The sequence below is a fragment of the Haloarcula sp. H-GB4 genome, from assembly GCF_030848575.1.
GTDB lineage: Archaea > Halobacteriota > Halobacteria > Halobacteriales > Haloarculaceae > Haloarcula.
In genome coordinates, this window is sequence record NZ_JAVDDX010000006.1 from 33,597 (window position 1) to 55,522 (window position 21,926).

Annotated in this window: 23 protein-coding genes; 18 read left to right on the forward strand and 5 right to left on the reverse strand. The window is 55.9% G+C overall.

Annotated features, from left to right (window positions below):
• Window positions 1-227: 227 nt before the first annotated feature.
• From RBH20_RS20210 to RBH20_RS20215, 3 genes are all read left to right on the forward strand, one after another.
• Entirely contained in the window at window positions 228-755 is a 528-nt protein-coding gene (locus RBH20_RS20210; protein WP_121578397.1) for a helix-turn-helix domain-containing protein, read from the forward strand.
• A complete protein-coding gene (locus tag RBH20_RS21435) occupies window positions 756-1,202 on the forward strand; it encodes a hypothetical protein (protein WP_121578396.1) in 447 nt (148 codons plus the stop codon).
• Between the two features lie 203 nt (window positions 1,203-1,405).
• Window positions 1,406-1,609 (forward strand): hypothetical protein, encoded by a 204-nt coding sequence (locus RBH20_RS20215; RefSeq protein WP_121578395.1) that lies wholly within the window; start codon window positions 1,406-1,408, stop codon window positions 1,607-1,609.
• 2 nt (window positions 1,610-1,611) lie between these two features.
• On the opposite strand, the gene RBH20_RS20220 is transcribed toward RBH20_RS20215, so the two are convergent.
• Together RBH20_RS20220 and RBH20_RS20225 are read right to left on the reverse strand one after the other, a co-directional pair.
• Entirely contained in the window at window positions 1,612-2,325 is a 714-nt protein-coding gene (locus RBH20_RS20220) for an RPA family protein (protein ID WP_121578394.1), read from the reverse strand.
• Window positions 2,326-2,346: 21 nt separating this feature from the next.
• Window positions 2,347-3,285, reverse strand: coding sequence for a replication factor A (locus RBH20_RS20225; protein ID WP_121578393.1), 939 nt, complete (start codon window positions 3,283-3,285; stop codon window positions 2,347-2,349).
• A 207-nt stretch (window positions 3,286-3,492) separates the two neighbouring features.
• Between RBH20_RS20225 and RBH20_RS20230 the strand changes: the two genes are divergently transcribed.
• The 6 genes from RBH20_RS20230 to RBH20_RS20255 all read left to right on the forward strand — a co-directional run bounded on the left by RBH20_RS20230 (window position 3,493) and on the right by RBH20_RS20255 (window position 8,404).
• Window positions 3,493-4,530, forward strand: coding sequence for a hypothetical protein (locus tag RBH20_RS20230; protein ID WP_121578392.1), 1,038 nt, complete (start codon window positions 3,493-3,495; stop codon window positions 4,528-4,530).
• A gap of 52 nt (window positions 4,531-4,582) precedes the next feature.
• Entirely contained in the window at window positions 4,583-5,455 is an 873-nt protein-coding gene (locus tag RBH20_RS20235) for a hypothetical protein (RefSeq protein ID WP_306712075.1), read from the forward strand.
• Between the two features lie 121 nt (window positions 5,456-5,576).
• The gene (locus RBH20_RS20240) at window positions 5,577-5,840 is read left to right on the forward strand and encodes a hypothetical protein (RefSeq protein ID WP_306712077.1); all 264 of its coding nucleotides are present in this window, start codon (window positions 5,577-5,579) and stop codon (window positions 5,838-5,840) included.
• A gap of 130 nt (window positions 5,841-5,970) precedes the next feature.
• Window positions 5,971-6,519 (forward strand): hypothetical protein, encoded by a 549-nt coding sequence (locus tag RBH20_RS20245; RefSeq protein ID WP_306712079.1) that lies wholly within the window; start codon window positions 5,971-5,973, stop codon window positions 6,517-6,519.
• A 97-nt stretch (window positions 6,520-6,616) separates the two neighbouring features.
• A complete protein-coding gene (locus RBH20_RS20250; protein WP_306712081.1) occupies window positions 6,617-7,576 on the forward strand; it encodes an ArdC-like ssDNA-binding domain-containing protein in 960 nt (319 codons plus the stop codon).
• 75 nt (window positions 7,577-7,651) lie between these two features.
• Window positions 7,652-8,404 carry a hypothetical protein gene (locus RBH20_RS20255; RefSeq protein ID WP_306712083.1) on the forward strand — a complete coding sequence of 251 codons (753 nt, stop codon included), beginning with the start codon at window positions 7,652-7,654 and terminating at the stop codon, window positions 8,402-8,404.
• On the opposite strand, the gene RBH20_RS20260 is transcribed toward RBH20_RS20255, so the two are convergent.
• Window positions 8,369-9,253 carry an HNH endonuclease gene (locus tag RBH20_RS20260; protein ID WP_151147835.1) on the reverse strand — a complete coding sequence of 295 codons (885 nt, stop codon included), beginning with the start codon at window positions 9,251-9,253 and terminating at the stop codon, window positions 8,369-8,371. The genes RBH20_RS20255 and RBH20_RS20260 overlap by 36 nt on opposite strands.
• Window positions 9,254-9,353: 100 nt before the next feature.
• On the opposite strand from RBH20_RS20260, the gene RBH20_RS20265 reads away from it, so the two are divergent.
• The 9 genes from RBH20_RS20265 to RBH20_RS20305 all read left to right on the forward strand — a co-directional run bounded on the left by RBH20_RS20265 (window position 9,354) and on the right by RBH20_RS20305 (window position 19,605).
• Entirely contained in the window at window positions 9,354-10,295 is a 942-nt protein-coding gene (locus RBH20_RS20265; RefSeq protein WP_306712088.1) for a DUF6610 family protein, read from the forward strand.
• Between the two features lie 102 nt (window positions 10,296-10,397).
• A complete protein-coding gene (locus RBH20_RS20270) occupies window positions 10,398-11,198 on the forward strand; it encodes a DUF6884 domain-containing protein (RefSeq protein ID WP_306712286.1) in 801 nt (266 codons plus the stop codon).
• The gene (locus RBH20_RS20275; protein ID WP_306712090.1) at window positions 11,191-11,853 is read left to right on the forward strand and encodes a hypothetical protein; all 663 of its coding nucleotides are present in this window, start codon (window positions 11,191-11,193) and stop codon (window positions 11,851-11,853) included. Before RBH20_RS20270 ends, RBH20_RS20275 begins: the two co-directional genes overlap by 8 nt.
• A gap of 679 nt (window positions 11,854-12,532) precedes the next feature.
• The gene (locus tag RBH20_RS20280) at window positions 12,533-13,753 is read left to right on the forward strand and encodes an orc1/cdc6 family replication initiation protein (RefSeq protein WP_008313598.1); all 1,221 of its coding nucleotides are present in this window, start codon (window positions 12,533-12,535) and stop codon (window positions 13,751-13,753) included.
• A 183-nt stretch (window positions 13,754-13,936) separates the two neighbouring features.
• Entirely contained in the window at window positions 13,937-14,617 is a 681-nt protein-coding gene (locus tag RBH20_RS20285; RefSeq protein WP_306712095.1) for a hypothetical protein, read from the forward strand.
• 35 nt (window positions 14,618-14,652) lie between these two features.
• Window positions 14,653-15,117, forward strand: coding sequence for a hypothetical protein (locus tag RBH20_RS20290; protein WP_306712097.1), 465 nt, complete (start codon window positions 14,653-14,655; stop codon window positions 15,115-15,117).
• Between the two features lie 38 nt (window positions 15,118-15,155).
• Window positions 15,156-15,923 carry a hypothetical protein gene (locus tag RBH20_RS20295; protein ID WP_306712099.1) on the forward strand — a complete coding sequence of 256 codons (768 nt, stop codon included), beginning with the start codon at window positions 15,156-15,158 and terminating at the stop codon, window positions 15,921-15,923.
• A complete protein-coding gene (locus RBH20_RS20300) occupies window positions 15,920-16,447 on the forward strand; it encodes a hypothetical protein (RefSeq protein ID WP_306712101.1) in 528 nt (175 codons plus the stop codon). Before RBH20_RS20295 ends, RBH20_RS20300 begins: the two co-directional genes overlap by 4 nt.
• A gap of 215 nt (window positions 16,448-16,662) precedes the next feature.
• Complete coding sequence (locus RBH20_RS20305; RefSeq protein ID WP_306712103.1) at window positions 16,663-19,605, forward strand: PQQ-binding-like beta-propeller repeat protein; 2,943 nt, start codon at window positions 16,663-16,665, stop codon at window positions 19,603-19,605.
• A gap of 121 nt (window positions 19,606-19,726) precedes the next feature.
• On the opposite strand, the gene RBH20_RS20310 is transcribed toward RBH20_RS20305, so the two are convergent.
• Both RBH20_RS20310 and RBH20_RS20315 read right to left on the reverse strand, forming a co-directional pair.
• Window positions 19,727-20,727, reverse strand: a protein-coding gene (locus RBH20_RS20310) for an IS630 family transposase (protein ID WP_306712105.1) whose coding sequence is annotated in 2 segments (ribosomal slippage) — window positions 19,727-20,235 and window positions 20,235-20,727 — 1,002 coding nt in all. Because the reading frame shifts where the segments join, the coding sequence is not laid out codon by codon here.
• 32 nt (window positions 20,728-20,759) lie between these two features.
• Window positions 20,760-21,740 (reverse strand): IS1595 family transposase, encoded by a 981-nt coding sequence (locus tag RBH20_RS20315; protein WP_306712107.1) that lies wholly within the window; start codon window positions 21,738-21,740, stop codon window positions 20,760-20,762.
• Window positions 21,741-21,926 lie beyond the last annotated feature (186 nt).

Here is a 21,926-nt window from a genome sequence, read left to right on the forward strand (position 1 = left end):
CAACTCATCAGGAGCGAGAAGCCATTGGGGTGGTCAACCGGGCCCCAACGGTGTTTGATCCCTGCACTACACATAATATTTTTGATGATTCAGACTGTGTCGGTCAGTATAGCGTGCCTACTGCTTGACCAACTCACCGTTCTTATGATTCCAGAGTCCCCAGAGGAGAAACGCATATATTTGATTTTTCGAAAAGATATATTGCGCTTCATATCCTATCAATACTTATGACGGAGTTTGATCCGGCACCGGAGTCAAAAGCCACCGAACCACGGTGGCAGCAGGGGGAGGATACGTTCAGTCGTGTCTACGATGTCGCTATGGGGATTACTTCACCCACCCCCGCTGCCGAGATTGCAGACGTTGCAGATTGTTCTCCGAACGCTGCGAAAAAGCATCTTGATCGACTGGCCAAAATGGGCATTATCAGCGTGAACCGTGACGGCCGACCCGTGCAGTACGAACGCAACGAGGGGTATCTAGAATGGCAAGATGCCAGCCGGATTGCCGACGAACTGACTGTCAAAGAGATCATCAACCGAGTCAGTGAGCTTGAAGAAGATCGGGCCGACTATGAAGATGAATTTGGCGCTACCGATCCAACTGCTGTGAACGTCTACGACCACGGCAGCCACGAGGCTATTCATGACCGGATGACTGCAGTCAGTGAGTGGCGCAGTGTCATTCGGGATATTCGACTGTACGAACTCGCCCGTCAGCTCGCAGAGAACGATGGGCACCTAATCTCGGCATAGATGGGGCCAGACCCAACTACTCCGAATTCAGGGTCGCCTGGTCCACCCGACCGACAGACGCTACAACTCCTGGCCCGGCATCTTCGAACTGAGACACTCATTTTCGAGACGAAATTCGACCCCGACAGCTACGAACCTCGCCTGCTTCACGCCTTAGTCGACGTGGGACAGTATCCTGAGACCGTTGTAGCGGCTCGACTCGATATTCGCTGGTTCACGACCGGAGATTTCTCGTTCCACTACGTTGAAACATACGAGGATGATAGCCGATGGGAGTGTCGCTGGGATTGTCATCCCAATCCACACAATGCACGGCTGCACTTCCATGAACCACCAACCGCAGTGGAAGCCACCGACTTGTCACTGTCATCACGCCATCCGCTAGATGTCTACTCTACGGTTCTTGATGCTATTGAGGGACGTATCCAAACGCTCTGGGAGAATTGAGCAGCTTGCACATCTACTGAGCAGTCGTTTCATCCATCTCTATGAGTAACAAACCGCTTTCGCAACGATTGCTACCGATACATCTAATCAGAGGTGACTGCTACTATCTCCGAAGTCAATGCATAGGTAGCCAGCGAGTGAAATTGTATTAATCACATATGAGGCGTAATCGACCACCTGGATCGTTAGGAGCTGTCTATGATATGCTGTACGAGGAAATCGAGCCCGGAGACAGCATCGGGGTTGATGCCGCCGTGATCAAAGTGCGTGAGACAGAGCGCTCAGTCGGTACCGCCGAGCACGTAGTTGAACGACTGGTTGACCGGGGCTACCTGTACAAGGTTGACGGACAGCTGTATATTACCGAACACCGGGATGGCTCCCAAGACCCGGAAAGCGAGCAGTAACCTTACGAGTCGAGGTCAGTCGTATCGAAGTCGCCGATGTCGCCACCCGACTGTGACGGACTGTCCTCGTCTGTTGAGACCTCTGTGGTACTGCCGGACGCATCCTCTGCTGTGGATGGTGTCACGCCACCGGCTTGATCCTGCGAAGTCGGGGCAGTTTCGGCGTCGTCGGTGAGTTCCTCAAGCGCTTGGATAACGGTTTGTCGGTACTGGTCAGGATCGGTGTCATACTCTTCGCGAGCCATAGCAGCGTACTCGTTGGTGTCGTCCTCGAAGCGTTCGAGCCGCTCCAGAGTTCGCTTCGCTGTTTCTGTCACCCACCGATTGCGGGTGTCTGCATCAACAACGGTCAGGTGCTCTGGTCGGAGCGAGACGTTGGTGTCGCCGTCGTCGGTTTCATAGGTTCGGGGCTTGCCAACAAGCGCGACGAAGACGGGCGGGTCAACCTCTCGTAGCATGGCGGCTGCTTCGGGTTGGTACTGGCCAGCATAGGTGAAGAACGTCCCTGTGGGCCCGACAATTCGGCCCTGCCAGTACTCATCATCGCTGCCGACATCGTCGGTTTCGGTCAGGGTGCCGACGACAAACACGCGGTTTGCTTTCGCGCCTGTCGGCAGCAGGGCATAGACGGGCGCGCGGTCATCGTCTGACTCCCGGAAGGTATAGCCTGCATCGTTGAATTCCCCAGCGAAGGCTCGCTGTGCGAGTTCACGCATCGGGGCTTGTCCTTGGCTCATCTAGATCGACCTCGCAGTGATGAGGAGTTGTTCTGGATCATGCATCTCGGCGAGTTGCTCGAACTCGTTGACGAGCAAATACCGGCCCAGTTCAGGGCCTTGGACGCGATAGTAGTGCCCAAGCGTCACCTCACGTATCTCGTCGGCGACGACGCTTGTATCCAAAGCGTCCATGGCCATTTCTTGGGCTTGTGACAACGTGATGTCGGCGACCTGCTCAGTCGCCTCTTTGTCGAAGATGACCTCTTGGACTGTATCGCCATTGTCAATCACACCTTTGATTCGGAGGTCGAACTCGCCTTCGCCCTCGCCGTGTTCACTGCATCGCCCGTTTTGGAGGACACGCGTGCAGTCGTCTTCTGGACAGCGTTTGATCAGCCCGCTGCCTGACTGGATATCGACGAGTGCACCCTCAGCATCGGTGGTGTCGTCGCCGACTTCGATATCTTGGTCGAGTGCTTCGATGGTCGTGGTGCGATTGAGTTTGACCGAGTACTGGCCCTGATACTCATCGGTGACAACATTTCCAAGGTCATAGACTTGGCCCTCGGTGAGTGCTTCGAGGTCAGACTTGGCCCATTTGGTGAACTTGATGGTTCCAGTTTCGTCACCGAGGAGGCCAACTTGTGCAATCGAGTCACTGCGGGGCTCCCAGAGATCAGTGACTTTGGCGGTAATGTCGACCCACTGTTCGGCTTCGGTAATTTCCTCGAGATCGACTTGTTGGTTGCCGTCCTCGCTGCTAACTTCGTCGCGGTCAACATCGCTGTCAGAAAGATAGGTACTCACGACACTACGTCGAGCTTCGTCGAGTGGGACTCTGTAGTCATCGACAAGTGTGGTGAGCCGTTCCTCGATGTCGTCGAGGGAGGCATCGACTGACTCGGGTAACTGGTCGTGTATGTCTTGGGCTTCTTGCTGTATATCAGAGTTGCTCATAGTGTTCTCCGTCTCGTTTGCGATGGGAGACGGCTGGCGGTACGCTTGGGGTGGTCTAAAACCCATGCAAATCGTGGCGAAAGTGAAATTGTCCCACTCCGCCCGAAGCGCTTCAATCACTGGACGTCGGTGGGCTGGCTCACAGTGTGGACCGTCTGGTCTCCGATCCGTTTGAAAAATTTTTGTGTTCCTCTGTCGGGTGAGAGGATGACTGACCTTTCACTCGGTACGTTCGGAGACGGAGACAGCGCCGACAAAGACCTCGATCCAGATGCCGCAAGCATCGCCCGATGTGCGACGACGTGTCGCGCTCCTGATCGTGACGACGGCAGTTGGGCATCTCCAGATGAGGACTGGGGGCTGACAACGCAGCGGCCGGCGTCGTCGATCAACACGTCGGCTGGTCGAGCAACCAAACAGCAAACCCGGTGGGTCGTCGGCGGGGACATCGGAGACTACGTTGAACAGTACGCAACTGGTGACCTCCTGCAAATCCCAAACACGTACGGCGAGTTCGACTCCATTGACACCCGAGTCACATTCGTCGACGGGCTCGCTGACAGCTACGGGTACGGCATTGACGCCCAAGCACTCGAAAAGGCATTGCGGGTCCTCACTGGCGGTGGCCGATACACTGCGTCGAGATACACGGCAATCCCGTGCGGGAAGCAGCCGTGGATTCTGACGGGGCCAGAAGGGACGCTCTTGTGCAGCTGTATGCCCGTCGAACGGCCGGAGAATCCATACACAAGGGAGCTTCGGACGCCAGAGACGACCCTGCAGATTGAGGAGCAGAACCAAACAGTCCGCACGGGAGCCGCTGAGTTTGCCCACCTGCTGTCCGACGCTCTCGGTGTCGATATCGAGGGCGTAGAGCACGCAACAGTACGCGGGCAAACCCAGCACTCGTTCGTCGGCGAGGAGGACAAGTTCCCGATCAAGGCTAGTGACTTAGCACAACTGCATGGGTTGACGAGCGATCCATCTGTCATCCAAGGAGGAGTCAGCCGTGGAGTCCAGCCCCCCAGCGGTGGCGACTCAATCTCGGTTGAGTGGGACGGGCCGGAGCATCCGGTTGGATATCTCGACGAGGGAGACGTGATCGCCGGCTACGAGTTTGCGTGGGAACGGCCCGAAGAGTCGCTGGAAGACGTTGCGGTGGTTCGCGAGTACCGGGTCACACAGAACTACTCGCGCTGGACGGTTGATTACAATACCCATCGCCTTGCGTCGGTGGTCCCATAGCGCCGCCAACGGCATATTTTGTGAGCCCTCCGGCAAGTGGAGGGTAATCCAGATGTCACAATCCACAGCGACCAGTAGCACCGAAGCAGCAACCACCGACGCCGAAACGAGCGTGCCAGAGACGGCGACAGACAGTGACGCAGAAATCGACACTGCGGACCTCCTGTCGCTCGATGCCCCGCAGCATCTTCGGATCAGCGGCGAGGTCCAACTGTTTGAGCAGATTTTCGCGGCGGCTGGCACGGTCACAGACAAGACACGGATAGGAATTACAGAGTCGGGAATCGCCATCCGGGCGGCCGATCAGCAGGGGCACGCGATGGTCGACCTGCGTGTTTCTGGGAGTTCGTTCACCTCTTTCGATGCAGGGAGGGGAACGTTGGGGGTGGACGTCGGACGAGTTCGCGATGCACTCTCGGTCGGCGATGCAGGCGACCTTGCACAGTTCGCACTCGATGCAGCGAATAGCACACTGGAAATCAACATCGACGGGATAACGCGCACTATTGATCTCGAGGCGGTTGAATCGCTCCGCTACCCTGTCGAGATGCCGGATATCAACATCCCGGCAACCGTCCACCTGAGTCCAGACGATATCTCGCTCGGTCTCGACGCAGCCGATATGCTTGCCGACCGGTTTGACCTCTCTGTTGACTCAGAAACCAGAGAAGTGCGGTTTGCCGCAGACGGCGACACTGACAGCATGACCTACCGGTGGGACGACACCGATCTCATCGCCTTCGAGCCTGCGGATGTCGCAGTGAAACTGGATTCGTCGCTGGTCAAATCAGCGAATGCTGGCCTGCCAGACGGCACGAATCGGGTTCTACATATCGGAAACGGGGTGCCGCTCGTGCTGAAATCGGAGTTCCCCGACGCCGATGGAGCGATGCAGTTCGTGATAGCACCGAAGCTCCCGAACTGATTCGGTTCCCCGTGGTTTTGCGGAAACGGTGGTGTGTCCTAACCAACAGCGACTCCCATACTTCTCCATTGTTGGTTAGCGCTATTTTTGTGTCTCCCCGGTCGGGTGAGGGATTTCCTTCATGGACCCGACCGAAACAGTTCCAGACTACGAGCGCTTCGAGCGCGAACAGATCGCACAGGACCGCGACCGCCGGCGTCTCGATACCGTCGAGATCGACGAGCCACGAGGGCGTGAGGTCGTTACCAGTCTACTCAATGAGGGTGTGGTCGAACCCGTCCCAGAACAAAACGTCTTGCAGCACGTTCCGTCCGGGCAGTGTTTTGACTCCGACATGGCGCTGGTGTACTTCCACAAGGGCTGGGAGGCTAGAGGCGAGGAGTAGCCAACTCGCAGACTAACCAACACAGTACCCCACATTCCACTCGGTGTTGGTTAGCCTCAGGACCTCTTCTCTGACGCGGCGTATGGGCGCGTCCCGAGAGTTGATACCCCATCGGAATTTCCCCAAGCGTATGGACCGCACTGACTGGCCGACACCCGGGCCGAACGAGCCTGTCCCGGCATGGGACGAGTACCGACAGCTGCGCGAGGCTGTCCACGACTATCTGGATCACGAGCCAGAGGACCCAAGGTGGGATGACATCTGGCGGGCGCTCGGCGCGATCATGGGCGAATACCAGCGAGATGCATTCGCGCAAGCCTTCGACCTCGATGAGCCTGCCGAGACAGCCTGTATCCGGCGTCTTATCACGGGCGACGACGAGTGCCCCCACTCGCCGCTTGACGCCGACAGCGACCCGAAGGGACCGCCTCACAGCCCGCCAGCAGACGACCACTCGACGCTCTGGCTTGACGATGGCGAGCCGGCGTTGTACTCGATGCACGTCTACCCCGGCAACATCGAGCGATTGGATTCCACAGAGCCGCCCCACAATCTCTGGTTCGACGTCTTCGAGTTTGCCGCCGAGTGGGGACTAGAGGTCTCGATTCTCGCAAAGTCGTGGTACAACCTTGGCTCGGCTATCCACGTCGTCTTCTATCCGCCGGAGCGGTACAGATAGCCAGCTCACCTCGCTCTCGCTCAGTCAGCCAGTCGATTTTGTGACCCCCAGTGGAGGTGCGGGGGCGTGCCCGAGAGCGCGTCTCGAAGATAGACCGATGTCAACGATACAGTCAGACACGCCAGAGCAGTCCAGCCAGCAGACCACTTGCACCTTCGACGATTCGGACTCCCGGGACGAGGAGATGCGCGACCAACTCGATGCGTGGGTCGAGGACCTCGCCGACCTCACGAACGAAGCGCAGACCAGTGAGCAGTTCCAGCAGTGGCTCGATGTGCAGAGCAAGTTCCACGACTATTCAGCACGGAACACGCTACTCATTAAGCTTCAGTGTCCCGAGGCAACGCGAGTCGCCGGGTACAATACGTGGCAAGACGAGTTCGACCGCTACGTCCAGCAAGGCGAGGATGCCATCTGGATCTGGGCCCCCATTATCACGAAGAAGTGCCCCGAATGTGGGAACTCGCCGTCATATCACGAGAACACAGATTGCGAATACGATGAAACCAACCCCGAGCAGTGGCGTCGGGGACTGGTCGGGTTCCGGCCAACGTCGGTGTTCGATATCTCCCAGACCGAGGGCGAACCGCTTCCCGAACTGGAGACAGAAGCTCACGGCGACCCGGATGGACTTGTCGAGGACCTCTTGGACGCCACCGACGAGGTCGGCGTCGACGCAAGAATCGTCACTCCGGAAGAGTGGGAGCATGGGTCTGCACGGGGCGTTTGCGAGCGTCGGAACGTCATGACCACGAATCCGATGGTCGAAGCGGTCGACCGAGACAATCGGGCCGCCCTCGCGAGTACACTGATTCACGAGTTCGCCCATGCAGAGCTTCACTTCAATGTCGAGGATGAGGCGGAGCGGTCGAAACGCGAGGTCGAAGCCGAGGCAGTCGCCTACGTGGTCAGTCGTCACTTCGGGCTGGACCCAGAGAACTCGGCGTTCTACCTCGCGGCGTGGGACGGCGACGCACCAGAGACGCTTCGGGACCGGTTGGACCGTATCTCGTCGACTGCGGCGGATCTGATCGACGCCGTCGAAGGTGCCAGCTGAGCAGTCGGTCGTGCTTTTCCAGACGTGCTTGAGAGGAGTGTTTTGTGACTCCCCTGGTGGGCGAGGGAGTCGAATATGCGTTCACAAGCAGCGTCGGGTAGCAGTCCTGTCGGACAGTTTCTGAGTGTCTTAGCTGACTTGCGTGACCAGATCGGAGGGCCGTACTACCTCGGAGACGTGACCGGGCGGTTGGAGTGGCCCGACCGAGGAGTGTACTTTTTCTTCTCGCCAGCAAGCGACCTCAGACAGATGCCCTCCACAAAGTGGCGACTCTCACGGATCGGCACCGTCGGCGTCAGTACCGGTTCGTCGAACACGCTCTGGAACCGGCTCAGGCAACATCGTGGGAACGTTCGCGGGAAGTACGCCGGCGGTGGCAACCATCGTGGTTCGATTTTTCGCTTGCACGTCGGACGGGCGCTAATCGAGAAGCACGGCTGGCACGACGAGTATCCTCACTGGGGCGAACCGAATCCCGACGCCGAGACGACTGCTGTTCGCGAGCAGGAACACGAACTTGAACAGCGCGTGTCGGAGTACATCCGGGATCTGCCGTTTCTCTGGGTTGACGTTCCGGGCAAGCCCGGCCCAGAGTGTGACAGAGCCGAGATTGAGTCAAATACCATCGCGATGGTGTCGCATCATCGTCGATCCGCAGGACCATCGGACCTCGATTGGCTTGGATACCACTCGCCGAAATCTGAGGTGTATCAGTCTGGGCTGTGGAACGTGCGGCACGTCTCCGACTCGTTCGATCCGTCGGTCGTGGACCAGTTATCAGAGTATATTTCGTCAACGGAAGCGCTGGACCACCAGTCGCGGATCTGAAGGAAGGTTCCGCAGCGAGAACTCAGTGCGCTCGGTTATGAGTCCGTAGGCAATCCCAGCCAGTGGCGCAACCACGGGAATCCACGCCAACGGAGACATGAGCAGTTCCGTCGAGATAGACTCCCAGACGGCAGCGTACATCAAAACAACGCAGACGGATGCAATGGCTGTCGACAGCCGCCACCGGACTCCCGCTACGAGCCCGGCCAGTGGGAGGCCATAGAACGCTACATCACCCGCAAGCGAGGACAGGAAATAGGAGATACCAAACGCACAGAAGTATGTCAGAAACATCGCTGTGCCTCCTACCGACGCAACGAATAGCCGTCGCCATCCAACACGCTCGTCGGTGTCGTCCTGGTCGGACTGCTCGTCGCTGTCCTCGGTCGTCGTGGTGACTGCAAGAGGACTCCTCGACTGTGTCTCGACGTGGCTGGCTTCCAGCCGGGAGACACCACGAGACTGCCCGTTGCCCTCCGTTTCGCCCTCGACCTCCTCAGTGATCGGGACTTCGCTCTGCAACGCAAGCACTCTGTGGGAGTCTGCTTCTGGACTGCTTGCTGGCTCTTGGTTCGCTGACGCTGGCAGGTTCAGGCGTCCCGTCTGCTTGATGTCTTCTTCGCAGGTAGAACACACTGTCAGCAGGTTCGTGGTCTTGTTTGTCCCGCCGTTCTCGGCGGGGATTCGTCGCACGACTTCCAAATCCTCCGCAGGGAACCGCGTCCCGCAGTTGGTGCAAGTGTTGTTGTCCAACTGCTTCCGGAAGACGATCCGGTACGCCCAGTCTGGTGGGTACTCGCCCCGGTAGCTGTCAGGGTCGTCGTACTGCGATTCGATACCTTCCTTCATTCTGATAGACACTTCCGCTCGTCTCCGTATTTAAGCCGCGGGGTCGTTTTGTGCCGCGCCTGCCAGCTGGGCGCGCCGGTCGGTGCGCTCGGTGTTTTCCATGTCTTCTGAGGCGCGACACTCTTGGTCAGCGGCGGCTGTCGGCGATGCACAGCAGGCTGAGTACATTGGGTTCCTTCACCGGGAGCCGTTCGTAATCGATGCTTACCGGCTTGGATTCGCCGTCGGCGTTCGCGAGGACTACACCTACCAGTCCTCGCTACGGAACGTCGACGTCCCGATTGAGATTCTAGACAACGACTTTCGGAATCCAGATTTGGACCGGTACATTGAGCGCTTCGAGCAGTACGAGCCATCGGTCGGGATGCTTGGCGACGCATACGACCGGCAGGAAGCGCGACGGTATAACCAAGCCGCACGGGAGCTGAAACGGAAGTTTCCGGGGACAGAGGTTATCATCGTCCCGAAGTGCCGCGACACAATCGACGTGATCGACGAGGATATGATCTTGGGCTACCCGATGGGCTACTCCGACCAGACCGCCGACGAGTACACGGATATTGTGGACTGGCGAGGGCGGCGCGTGCATCTGCTGGGGGCAAGTCCGACAAAGCAGTATCCGGTGATCGAGGAGCTAACACAGCCGCGTGTGACTGGGGAGGAGCCAGCCGATATCGTTGGCGTCGACTGGAACGGGATTCATCTGGCGGCGCTTCACGGCGAGTATTTTTCGCCACACGGCTACGCGAGTGCGGACCACCTCTCGATACGGGAGACGGTTCAACAGAGCTTGCGGCACATCCGGTCATACTGGAAATCGCGGGGTGTGTGGCCGACCGTGGAGACAGACCGGACCCCGCTAACAGCGGAACCGATGGACCCCGTCTGGGCTGCTGACGGTTCGAGAGCAACTGTAAATGGTCTTGAGGATGCGATTGTCGTCGAGTATGAGAACGGACAGACGCTCGCGTACCGGAGCCAACACGAGCGAGACAGAGTAGAGTACCGGGCAGGACTCACTCCCAGTGAAGTTCACGGCTAGAGCCGAACGTGTCGTCTCAGAGAGTTTTGTGACTCCCTGGTGGGGTGAGGGAAACAGAGGACTACCACTCAGACTGAGCGAACTCGTGGCCGCTTCGTACTCATCGGATGCGGCGATGCGAAAACCGACGATCCAGCTGAGGCTCGCAACCTCTACACATCGTCATATTTCGCAGTCAAGCGAACGTATGCTGAGGCGGCTGTCCAGTGGGCTCGAACCGCTGACCGGCGGGCGAACACTTGGGCGGTTCTCTCTGCAGAACACGGGATCTTGATGCCTCGGCAGACGGTCGCCCCGTACGATACGACCATCGAGGACCTGCGCGGTGAACCCATCGAGGGAGAAGCCAATTATCGGCTGCCGTCAGGAGACCGAGTTGAGAGCCGACTAGATCAGTGGGCGCTCCGTGTCCACTCATCGCTGGGCGATTGGCTCCGGCGGCCATACGCTACCGATCAACAGGAGTCCCCCTGTCGGGAGCTGGTCGTTCTGGCCGGCAGCGACTACGTCGACGCGCTGCGTGAGCGCGACATCTTCGACGGCCGACCAACTGCGATTCGGACTGGCCGGGAGACCTACACTGCTCTTCCCCCGAAAGCGACAGTTCGCTTCCCCTTCCAGGAGCGTGACTTCGACGGGATGTTCGACCAGATGGACTGGCTTTCAGACCGGGCCGAAGAACTCTCGTCAGCAGCGGGTCCAGCCCGACGATCAGAACTCTCGGCCTTTGACGGGGGCTTCGAGCGCGATTCTGCTACGTGGCAAACAGACCACAGTGGCGTCGACGTCGAGGGGACTGAGCAAGCTGGACTGGATGCATTCGAGAACGTCCCCGAACGGTTCCTTGCCACGAGACAAACGATTCTTGCGACCGACGGCGGGGAAGGAGAACAGGATGGATAGCGTGCAAACCCGCGATATTGAGCGTGCAGCGGATATCCAAGTTGATACGCCGCTTGATCGCGAGATAATTCGGACGACGGGGACAGGATTTTTGACTGTCTGTTCCGACGATTATTGCTCTTGGCAGGGACTGTTCCCAACCAGAGAGATGGCAGCCGAAGCAGTCGAGACCCACATTGAGCGAGCCCGGCGGTCTCCGGATTATAAGTACCACTTCGGCCAGCAAAACCCGTACGTCGTGGAGCTAATCGACGATTCCACAGCACGGATCTGCCCGAACCAAGAGCTAGATCCACTTGAGCCGTGGAACTCCCATCGCGACGGACAGCGACTTTCCCGGTCGGAAGCCACTCGAACACCGCTCGGGGAACAGTTGCATCGCGGGGATCTTATTGACTGCCACGGGCCTGGTGACGCGATGGTGCTACAAATCTCGCAAACTCGAGTGTTTGGCTTGCCGGCGTTCAGTATCGTGTATGTCTCGCCAGACAGTGGGCCCAACAAGGATGGCAGCTACAGCAAGGATGACTACCGATATCTGAACAATTACGTGGCCCGCGACGGCGAAGCAGTGAGTGTCCCGATGTCCGATCGGCTGTCGTTCCGTGGACAAACTAACGCTCAGAGCGACCTGAAACGGTGGTCATCGTCTTAACAGTCGTTGCGAATACGGCAGTCTTATTCACGAGATTGTGACAGAGCTTTCGGTCAATACAGCCCAAGAATTAAACGTCAAGTTTAGCGGCAGACACACCAAGTTTGGAGTCGAGACCTGGGAGGAAATCACGAGCAGACCCCTAATGGGGAATTTTACACACACACACCAGATTTGGAGTCGAGATATCTCAATATGAGTGTGCTTGAGTCCCGCGCTTACGGAAGCTGTACTTACTGTGCTGTCTCATCTTTCCCTTCCTTTCAAATTCTAGTTAGACTAGACTAGAAGGAGACACCAGATTTGGAGTCCAGCCACATCCGTAAACATACTTCGAGAGCTTGTCCCCAGCCTCTCGCGTTTCTGGACTCCAAATCCGGTGTGTGTGTTGACCGCTTCTTACCCAACTCCTAGAATAGACTTCAGATATGGACACCCAGTATCGACTCTTATCCAATCTTCCACAGAGATGTCTCATCAACAGCAGAATCTGAGGACCTTTTGACTGCATTTTGATGGCATATGATACAACCACCCAGTACACTCCAAATCCAGTGTGTTCCGATAGATTTGGAGTCAATTGAATATCCAATAGAATTAGTGATGAGGAGCTAAAACTACCATCTTCACTCCAAACTAGGTCCATAGGTTTTTGTGCCATCAATAAGATATGCGAGATATGCCAGATGCAGGGGACCAAGGGGGCGACCCCCTTTTCGACGCTCCTGTCGTGGAGCATCGGAACGAGATTTTCAAGAACCGAGACCTCGTCGACACGGATCACGTCCCTGACGCCGACCGCATTATAGGCCGTGACGAACAAATTGAACAGGTAGCTCACGAGATTGGGGCTCTTGTTGTTGGTGAACCGGCCAGCTCGGTGCTGATCTTCGGAAAAACGGGAACAGGAAAGTCGCTTGTCGCTAAACATGTAATGGGCAGAGTCGAAGCAGAGGCTGACCGTCGTGGTGTCAGTGTTGGAACTGCCTATATAAACTGTTCACAAACTGACGGTCCTGCCCGAGTCCCGCGCAATATTGGCCGTCGCATCAACCCTCCTGAAAGCGGCGTCAAATTCCCGTCCCGCGGTATTTCGACTGATGAATACTATGAGCGGCTATGGTCGATCCTTAACCAGCACTACGATGGTGTTGCCATTACGCTCGACGAAGTCGACAGACTTCGCGATGATTCCCCACTGATGATTCTTTCTCGGGCTCGAGAAAATGGTTCAATAGATATACCCATTAGTATCGTGGCAATCTCGAACAAGATCGACTACCGGAATCAGATGAACGAGCGGACAAAAAGTTCGTTCGGCCATCGAGAGTACGTGTTTGACCCATACGATGCCAACCAATTACGGGAGATTCTTAGGAACCGATCAGACGCCTTCCACGAAGGGGTGATTGAGGAGGGAGTCATCCCCCGGGTGGCTGCTCTCGCTGCGAAAGAACATGGCGACGCCCGAAAGGGTATTGAACTGTTGTTTTCACTCGGCAAATACGCCATACGAAACGGTTATGATACTATCTCAGAAGAAGATGTTCCAAAAGTACGCGAGATGGCTGAAGCTGAACGGCTTCGCGACCTTATTACGGGCTTGCCAGCCCATTCCCAGCATGTTATCGGAGCACTCGCAGCGCTTACAATTAGTAATTCTGATGAAGGGTGGTTCCGGACCTCGCAGGTATTAGATGCATACAAAAAACTCTGCAATGAGCACGCTGTCGATCCAGTCACCCATGAGCGTGTAAGACAACTTTTGGAGGAACTGTCATTTCTTGAAATCACCGAGTCACGGAACCAACACCAAGGGAGCAAAGGACAATTTAACGAGCACACGCTCAATAAACCCCCGGAGATTATCAAGCAAATCTATAGAGAGACAGCACCGTGAGCGACTGTGGCTGAAGCTCTTGGGTATCCTCAATAAGCACGCTCACTGACCGGTTGTTTCAGCCAGTTGGATGAACAAAGAGGCCGTATTCACAACCCTTAACCAACAGCCAGTTAGTATCATCGCTTCTGTTGGTTAAACCCTTGAGCTGAGTGATTTTCTGTTCCTCTGGCGGGTGAGAGGATGACGGAAACTGATCCGACTCAGACGCAGGACGGACAGCCAGACCAGCAAGCCGGCTTCGACTTCAGCAAGCCCGGACAGGAGCACGAGATTGAGGTGTCGTACTCGTGGGGGTATGTCGACACCATCTACATGGACGATGACGGTGAACTCGTCCGCTCACAGGATACCGACGGCTACTATCGCAACGACGAATCGTTCGAGTGCACCTGTGGGGAGACATTCGGTTGCGAGAGCAAAGCAAAATCCCACATCCGAAGCGAGGGCTTCCAAGGCCCGCCGGTGCCGGTCGCCGGCCATCCAGAAGCATTGCGCTGGGACAACGAGCCGATGACCGACTTCGGGGGGAATGTGGAATTCATTCCAGATGTAACGAACACCGCCGCCAAAGTTGTCGAGGGGGCTGACTACCTGATCGCAACAGCCCGGACGACACTGACGCCACCAGCGGATCATGAGTTCGACAGCTGGGAGCCACTGCAATCTGGCCGCTTGGCGAATCATCGCGGCGACCCACTGTTCTCGGCACGGCTCTTGTCGAAGGCTATCGCGACGCTTTCACCCGGACATCAGTACGTTCCAGACCGCTACACCATCTACTTCCGGGGGCACACAGCACTGTACTTGGAGGGGCCGAGGGGCGGCGTCATCATTGCTGAACGACTCCCCGGCCTCGACTGAGACGACGGTTTTCTGTTCCTCTGGTGGCTGAGAGGATGAGGGAACGAACCTCCGAAGCCCGTGATGGATCAGCCACGAACAGCAACGAATCGCCCACTGACGAGCAACCAATTCCAGTCGTCAAGCCACCATCGGCGTTTGTCTGGCAAGATGAAGTGGTCCCCGCGCTCGATGGGGCTATCACCGTTCGCCCGGAATCTGCCCGGTATTCGATAGCTGCAAAGGTCGTCGACGGTGCTGAGTATCTTGTTGCAACAGCCCGAGAAACGTTCACTCCACCAGCTGACTACCAGTTCCAGTCGTGGGACGTACTCCAGTCTGGTCGCCTTGCCCGCCGGTCAGGCGACCCACAGTTCCCGCCAGCCGACGTGAGCCGTGCAATCGCAACGCTTGCGAAGCATCCTGCGTACCAGCCCGAGCGGTTCACGATCTTCTACCGAGGGTGCGAACCAGTGTATATCGAAGGTCCAGACGCCGGCATTGTGATCATCCCGTGGTGACTCGATAGCAGTTTTGTGGTCCTCTGGCGGGTGAGAGGATGTCCACACACTCAGCATCGACGCGAACACAGTCGTTCCAGCATCGCCCGCCAGCAGACACAGAGGAGTGTTCCTGTCCGATACACGCCGATGGCGACCCGTTCACCGCACCTCTCGGGATTCGCTTTGCCGATCACGTCGCCGTCGAACCAATCGACAGAGAGACCGCGGCCGCCGTCTACGAGGCCCACCACTCCTACATGGGGTCACTGCCATCGGTCAACCTCGCTCACCACGGGCTGTACTTTCAGGACTCGCTAGTCGGGGCTATCACGTACCGGTATCCACTGATCTCGAAGAAGCGAATCCGGTACGGCGTCGACGGCCAGCTCTGTCCCGAGCCTGTCGAGATCGACAGTCTTCCAGTGGAGATTCGAGCGACTGCCCGCCAGGTGCTTCCGTCGGCGGACACGCCAGTCGTTGACAGCGAAGTGGTATCCGGCGACTCACTCGTCGAGGCTGCGCGGATTTGCATGGGCGTTCGGATGCCGAACCTCGCGTCGGCAGCGCTGGCACGCTCACAGGAGCGATTCTTGCAGGCTGACGACCGTAACACTCGCTTCTTGTTGACGTGGGTGCGCTCGGACTACGACGGCGCGATGGTTCGGGCGCTGCAAGACAAGGGCTGGACCTGTACGGGCTATCGTGAACCAGGGCAGGCAAGCAACCGCGAGGATAAGCCGATTCGTGAGCGCTACAAGTGGCGCTTTCTCTGTCCCGTAGATACTGCTCGCGAGCAGTCAACACTTGCACGGTGGTCTCGGTGACCGACGTCCAGCCCGAGGCAGTGGCTAAGTGCTGTCGGTTCTGTGGAGTGAGGGCCGATATCTCCGGCGAGGCGTACACCTACGTCCGGTGGCCCGACGAGGTCAACCGAGAAGACGGCGTGTTCCGGTTCACGATTTGCCGGGAGTGTGCGCTTCAGGACCGCGACAACGTCGAACAGGCCGCTTCGCTCTTCCACGAGGCAGATCGAGACTATCTGCTTACCTGCGATGTCTGTGGCGCTGTTGGCTGCCAGTCTGCCAGTACTCGTCGTCCAGCAGCGGAGACGTATCGACTCGCGAGCGTTATCTCCTGGTCGGTGAGTATCAACGGCTTCGACGGGGCAACGCACTCTTGTAGTGAATGTAGTCCTATCATCACGCTCGACTGTGTGAAACGCCCTGACCGGACATACGACGACGGAGTGCCCCATCTGGTTGAACTACCGTTTGACTCAGGTGGGAAGACAGCAGACGATGCTCCGGCAGACAGTACACAGGTCGAGATCGGCGGGTGGACTGGGTAGCCGGCGGTAGTTCCACGAAACTGATGGGTCTGCTCCGCTAATGAGCAGTACAGAGGATAGATGCAGCATCCGGTAGTCGTTTGTTACAGATGTTCCGAAGTGAGATAACTGGTAGGCGTGTTTTGAATCGAACCCAGCCGGAGCATTCATTATAATGTGTTTTTTGTCCAAACACACCACCTATTTATTTAGCTTTAGTTTTTAATTAGTTTCATATGAAACAGTCACGCCGCCAGTTACTCAAAGGATCATTTGCACTGGGTGGTATCTCAATCCTTCCTGGGTGTAACTTCGGGACTAGTGAGTCATCATCTAATGAGTCACTGAACGCGACCCATATTGCTATCGAACCCCGAAATAAAACGTTGGAAGTCTGGATTACGTTCACTGAAGCCATCCAGTCTCGCATTGAGTCAGCGGGGATCTCCGCTACAGACCTTGTGTCGTTCTCCCAGACCCCTGACAAAAAGACAGTTGAGAGCATCGACAATGACGTGGATGGAGGAAAACAACTACATATCCGCGCAAAGGGTGTCGTGACGACCACCACGGAACCAAAGCCTGGAGTCGACCGGACTAATGTATCGACTGAAGAAGATGTAATCCGAAAGGTCCCGATCGTGGAAATGCAGTTAGCGAAAGTCATAGAACCAGAGAAAAAAACAGATTGGGAGTCTATATTCTCAGTTTCTGTAGAAGAGACTGCGAAAAAAACCGGGATTTACAGTGACAATTCGGAAACGGATGCTTTTATTTTCCCATTCCAGAAGACTTGCACGCGGATTCTGAACAGCACATCGGAGTATTCTGGTTTAAATTTGAACCCTGGTCGTGGGTTCAAGAAAATATGGTCAGATGGGTATAACCCATCGGAATTTCCGGATTACAATGTTGCAGCACCAGACCGTGGCACTCCAAGACTCGAATTCTACAATAACCGGCCGTTTATCCCGATGCAAAACCTTGTAGAGTCAAAACGAGAGCTTCTTGAACATGTCTACCGATTGTTTGGGCAACAAGACGTTGAAGAGGCATCTGCGGCCGCATGGAAAGAAACGAGAGAACTGGTGGGGACCACATTACGTGCCACGGCGAGCATCGCAGCGCCGGTTGACGTCCAGAGTGCTCGAGAGGAAGGGACAGAAGTCACTGCAGCGTTGCTGTTTGGCAAAACAGTAGCGCAGAATGTGTGGGCGCTGAATACCGTCGAATCCCTCTTGACGACGCACAGAGCCCTGACGGAGGCAGGTGATGAATGGATTGATGCACTGATGCAAACAGTTGCGAATATCACTGGCGATCTGGCAACTACGCAACTCGAGTCTAATCTTTCGGAGCTAGAAACACTCCAGCAGTTTGAGTCCGAGACTATCCTACCCGCGGTCACACTCTTTGAACCAGCGGTTGGTACTCGCACGGACGCTCACAGAGTGTATGACAAGCATCTCGATGCAGAGCGAATGCTTCTCTACAATCTCATCGATGCACTCGCTGAGAGCTGGGCCGAGGCAACCGGCAGTGAAACGCTACCGAACGTCTATTCTCGAAGGTTGCTGTACACATTCAACAGCGACTCCAACCAGGATATGAATGGTGACTTCGTTGACGTGACCGCTGGCCGCGCGAAATTACATGGCAAAGTTGCAAGAGATGTAGATATTGGATCACTCGAACCAGCGGAGTTTATCGAAAACGGCGCCGTTGCGACCGATCATTCCCGGCTCATACCAGAACAGATTGGTTATAACCAAGAATTTCAGGAGGGTGAAAATGAAGGTCCGTACTATGATGGTGTGAATACGCTCACGCCTGTTGGTCAAGTGTATCGCGAGCTTCTCAAAAGCAACATTACTGGTATTGGAGATAATGAGTTTTTGAAAGACGCCAAGTTCCTGCTACACGTCCTCTCGACAATTGACATGATCCTGAAGATTTCGCGTCTACAACAAAGTGCACTGCAGGCTACGACAAATCTGTACTCGGCAGAAACCTACGATTGTCGGATCCCTGTGTCGCATGGATATACCCAAGCTATGCACGATGCACAGAATACGGGCCACAACCAGGAGACCGCTTCACCCGTCAGGGCATCAATGAAGCCGTCCGTGAAATGGCACGATAATGGAAGAGATGATGCAGGTGGCGTATCGTTTCATGGATCTATAAACGACACTGTACTATTCAACGAAACACTGTTCGTCGCAACTAAGAATCAGGTGTTATCGTACGGTGCTTGCAACGGTAGTGGGCCAGAAACAATCCTTGAGGATCTGGATTTGCCAACGTTCGAGACAATCGAGACGCTCGCAATTGATACTGGAATTCTGTACGTCGGTGGAAAGGCTTTGCAGAGTGAAGGCGATAAGAGTGGACTAGTCGTCGCGTACGATGTCGTCAATCAGGATCCGTATACAAACACGTCGCAGTATATCGGCGATCGTGTGGAAACCATAACACTCTACGACGATTCCGTGTACGTATTCTGCAGTGGCAACGAACAGGTGGATTATCGCTCTGGTGAGTTCGCTCGGTATTCCCGGTCGTTGTCGGAGCAATGGCGACTATCGAACAAGGTCGGTAGCGTTGATGATAGACTGACAGAACCACCGGCGATCAACGAGCACGGAATTGTACTCAGTGGGTCGAATCGTCTCTATATGTTCACTCACCAAGGCAATCCCATCGGTGAGAATCCGCGAAGGGGCGGATTCATCAATGAGCCGGCAATTTTGAATGGCAGAGACGTGTTTCAGTTCGATGAGACTACTGTCCGACACTTCGACCTCGAAACGGGCGAAGAGTTCGTTGAAAATGTGTACGATGCGCTGCTATCTCCCGGCACATTGGTTGACGGAATTCTTCACATCGGGACTCGTGACGGGATCTTGGTGATTGATACGGCGGACATGTCAGATCTCACTCTTGAAATACCAGGAGACGTGTTCGCTGCTCCGATTGTCTCCAGAGCCAATATTTACGCGGTCACTGAGGACGGAGTCCTTCGGGCTTGGGACAGAGAGTCAAAAGAGGTAGAGTGGACAATGAAGGATACAATAGATATTCAGCATACGGGGACAGTAAAAATGATGCGATGCCCGTTCCTTGCTGGCGGAAAGTTCTACATCGCTCAGGGATACGACGTGTATGCACTTGAATGATGACTCACTCGTCATTGGGTTCCACACTACGGTATTCGTACTTTCAGGATTGTCACTGTATCATACCTTTAATATACTCGCTAAGACGCTCTTCGGTAGACTGGCGGAACTATAGTAAACGTTAGAAGTAGTTGCTCACTTTTGGGATTGAGAGATGGTCGAGAGCTGTATCAATCGCTGTCGTCAGCTCGTCGAGTGAGTCAAAGAAGCGGTTGCTGAGGGATGCTTGAAGCTGTCTCCAGCACTCTTCGACAGGATTCAGTTCCGGTGAATACGACGGTAACGTCACGAAGGCGAGGTCGTCACGGGCCGCTAGGTCCGTGACGGCCGACGCCTGGAAATATGGCGCTCCATCTAACACAACGATCAAGTTATCTTCGAATTCTTTGCATAATGCCAAAATGAAATGTTTTGCATGTTCGGCGGTGACGTACTCGGTGAATCGGGAGAAAAAGCGATCACCGTTCTCGGTGATCGCGCCCAACAGACACGTCCAATCGCGTTGGCCAGAGAGTTCGACGGAAGGCCGCGTGCCGCGAGGAAACCACGCGGCACGCGGCTCAACTTGGACGGATTTCTTCGTTTGGTCAATACAGACTACGGTGGCGTCCATCTCCCACCGCTTTTTTTGAGCTCGTCGTAGAACTCCTCTTTCTCGTTTTCATCGGATTCGGCGGCTGAACGGCGTGGTTTCTGATAGCTCAATCCCGCTTCTTTCAGCAACCGCCGACAACTCGGGATTGAATACTTGACACTGTACGTTTCTTCGAGATAGTCTTGAGCAAGCGCCGGCGTCCACGCCGGCGCGTCGATTTCAGCTTGTTCCGGCGGTTCGTGAACAGTCTCTTGGAAATGTTTTAGCTCTAAATCTGATAATTTTCTTTTTCTACCAGTTTTTTTATCATCAGTTACAGCTTGCTCAAGCGACTCGTCGGTGTCGAGTCGCTTGAGCCAGCTATAGATCGTTCTTCGACCAGTGTTGTGCCACTCAGCAAGTTCGGTCTGCGTAACGCCATTTTTGTAGGCGATTGCCGCTAACAACCGTTGTGTCGGCTTGTTTCCGTCCACGTTTTCGAGAGCGTCTTGAAGTTCCTTGACGGAGATCTCGTCAAGATGATCCATTAGATTACTCAACGCACTACGTGCGGAAAGTTCTAACGGCTACTATAGCGGAATACATTGACGGCGATGCAATCAACGAGACCGTGAATCGGTGCCCCAGTAAGGTTCAGTGACCGGAGGAAGCCGTAGGTCCGAGCGGCCTGTTCCAAGCCCTGCTTGGACAGGCCGCGGAACTTCGCCAACCACGGCTGGAGCAGTGACCAGAGACACTCCACCTGGTTTGTGTGGACGCCTTCGTCGGAGACGTACCGGTCGTCGTGGACAACGTATCGGTGATCGTGCTCCATGCCTCGGTATGCTGGCAATCCATCAGTCCAGACCTCTCCCAGCGGCTGGGAGAGGTCGTCTGCTTCCTCAATAACTGGCCCGAGATCATCTTCGTAGTCGCTTCCCTCTTGGGCTGAGACCACGCGAAGCACGTCACGGCAAGCCGCGACGAGCGTCATTTCGTCTCCCTGACCCCCTGTCCAGCGGGTGCGTCCGCCCTCGGGCGACCCGCCGCGGTCGAGTCCCTCCCGCGGCGGGTCTTGGCCTTTGAAGCCCGAACACACCTGCTGTGTTTCATCGACCTGTGTTGGCCCATCGACTGTCTGGGAGATGCGCTCCCAGACAGTCGGAAATTCCCGACAGAACGCGGTTTCAAACTCTCTGAGCTGGTCGTGAAGAGTCGTGTAACACGGTGAGAGGAGTTCAGCGATCTGGGTGATGCTGAGCAGCGTATCAGCATAGAGGATGAAGGCGATGAGGAACTCACCGGGAGTGAGTTCCGAATCGTAGAAAGGGGTGCCTCGTGTGTACGTGGTTTTCCAGTCACAGCGGCCACACCAGATACGGTCAGAGCCGTTGAGAGCATGGAGACTGTCTGCGCCACAGTTTGGACAACATCGTTCCTCCCAGGTCGTCTTGAGACGCCGCTCGACGATGGCGTCGAGCGGCTCGGGCCGAAATTCTATTACCCCAAGTTCCGAAAGTTCCGCTAGCCTCTGGCCGAAGGCAGGACGGTCCTCATGCATACCCGTTTTTGCCAAGCCAGAGGCACTAATACTCCTGGTTCCGCCAGTTTACTGAAGAGCGCGCTAAGAAGTATACACAAAGCGAGCATTCAGATCGTATATCGATCTTGTTGACCGCTTCCATCAGGTTCGTCTTCTGTGCAACCCCGAAATGGACTTGGTATCAGTTCGGATAAGAGCCGATCA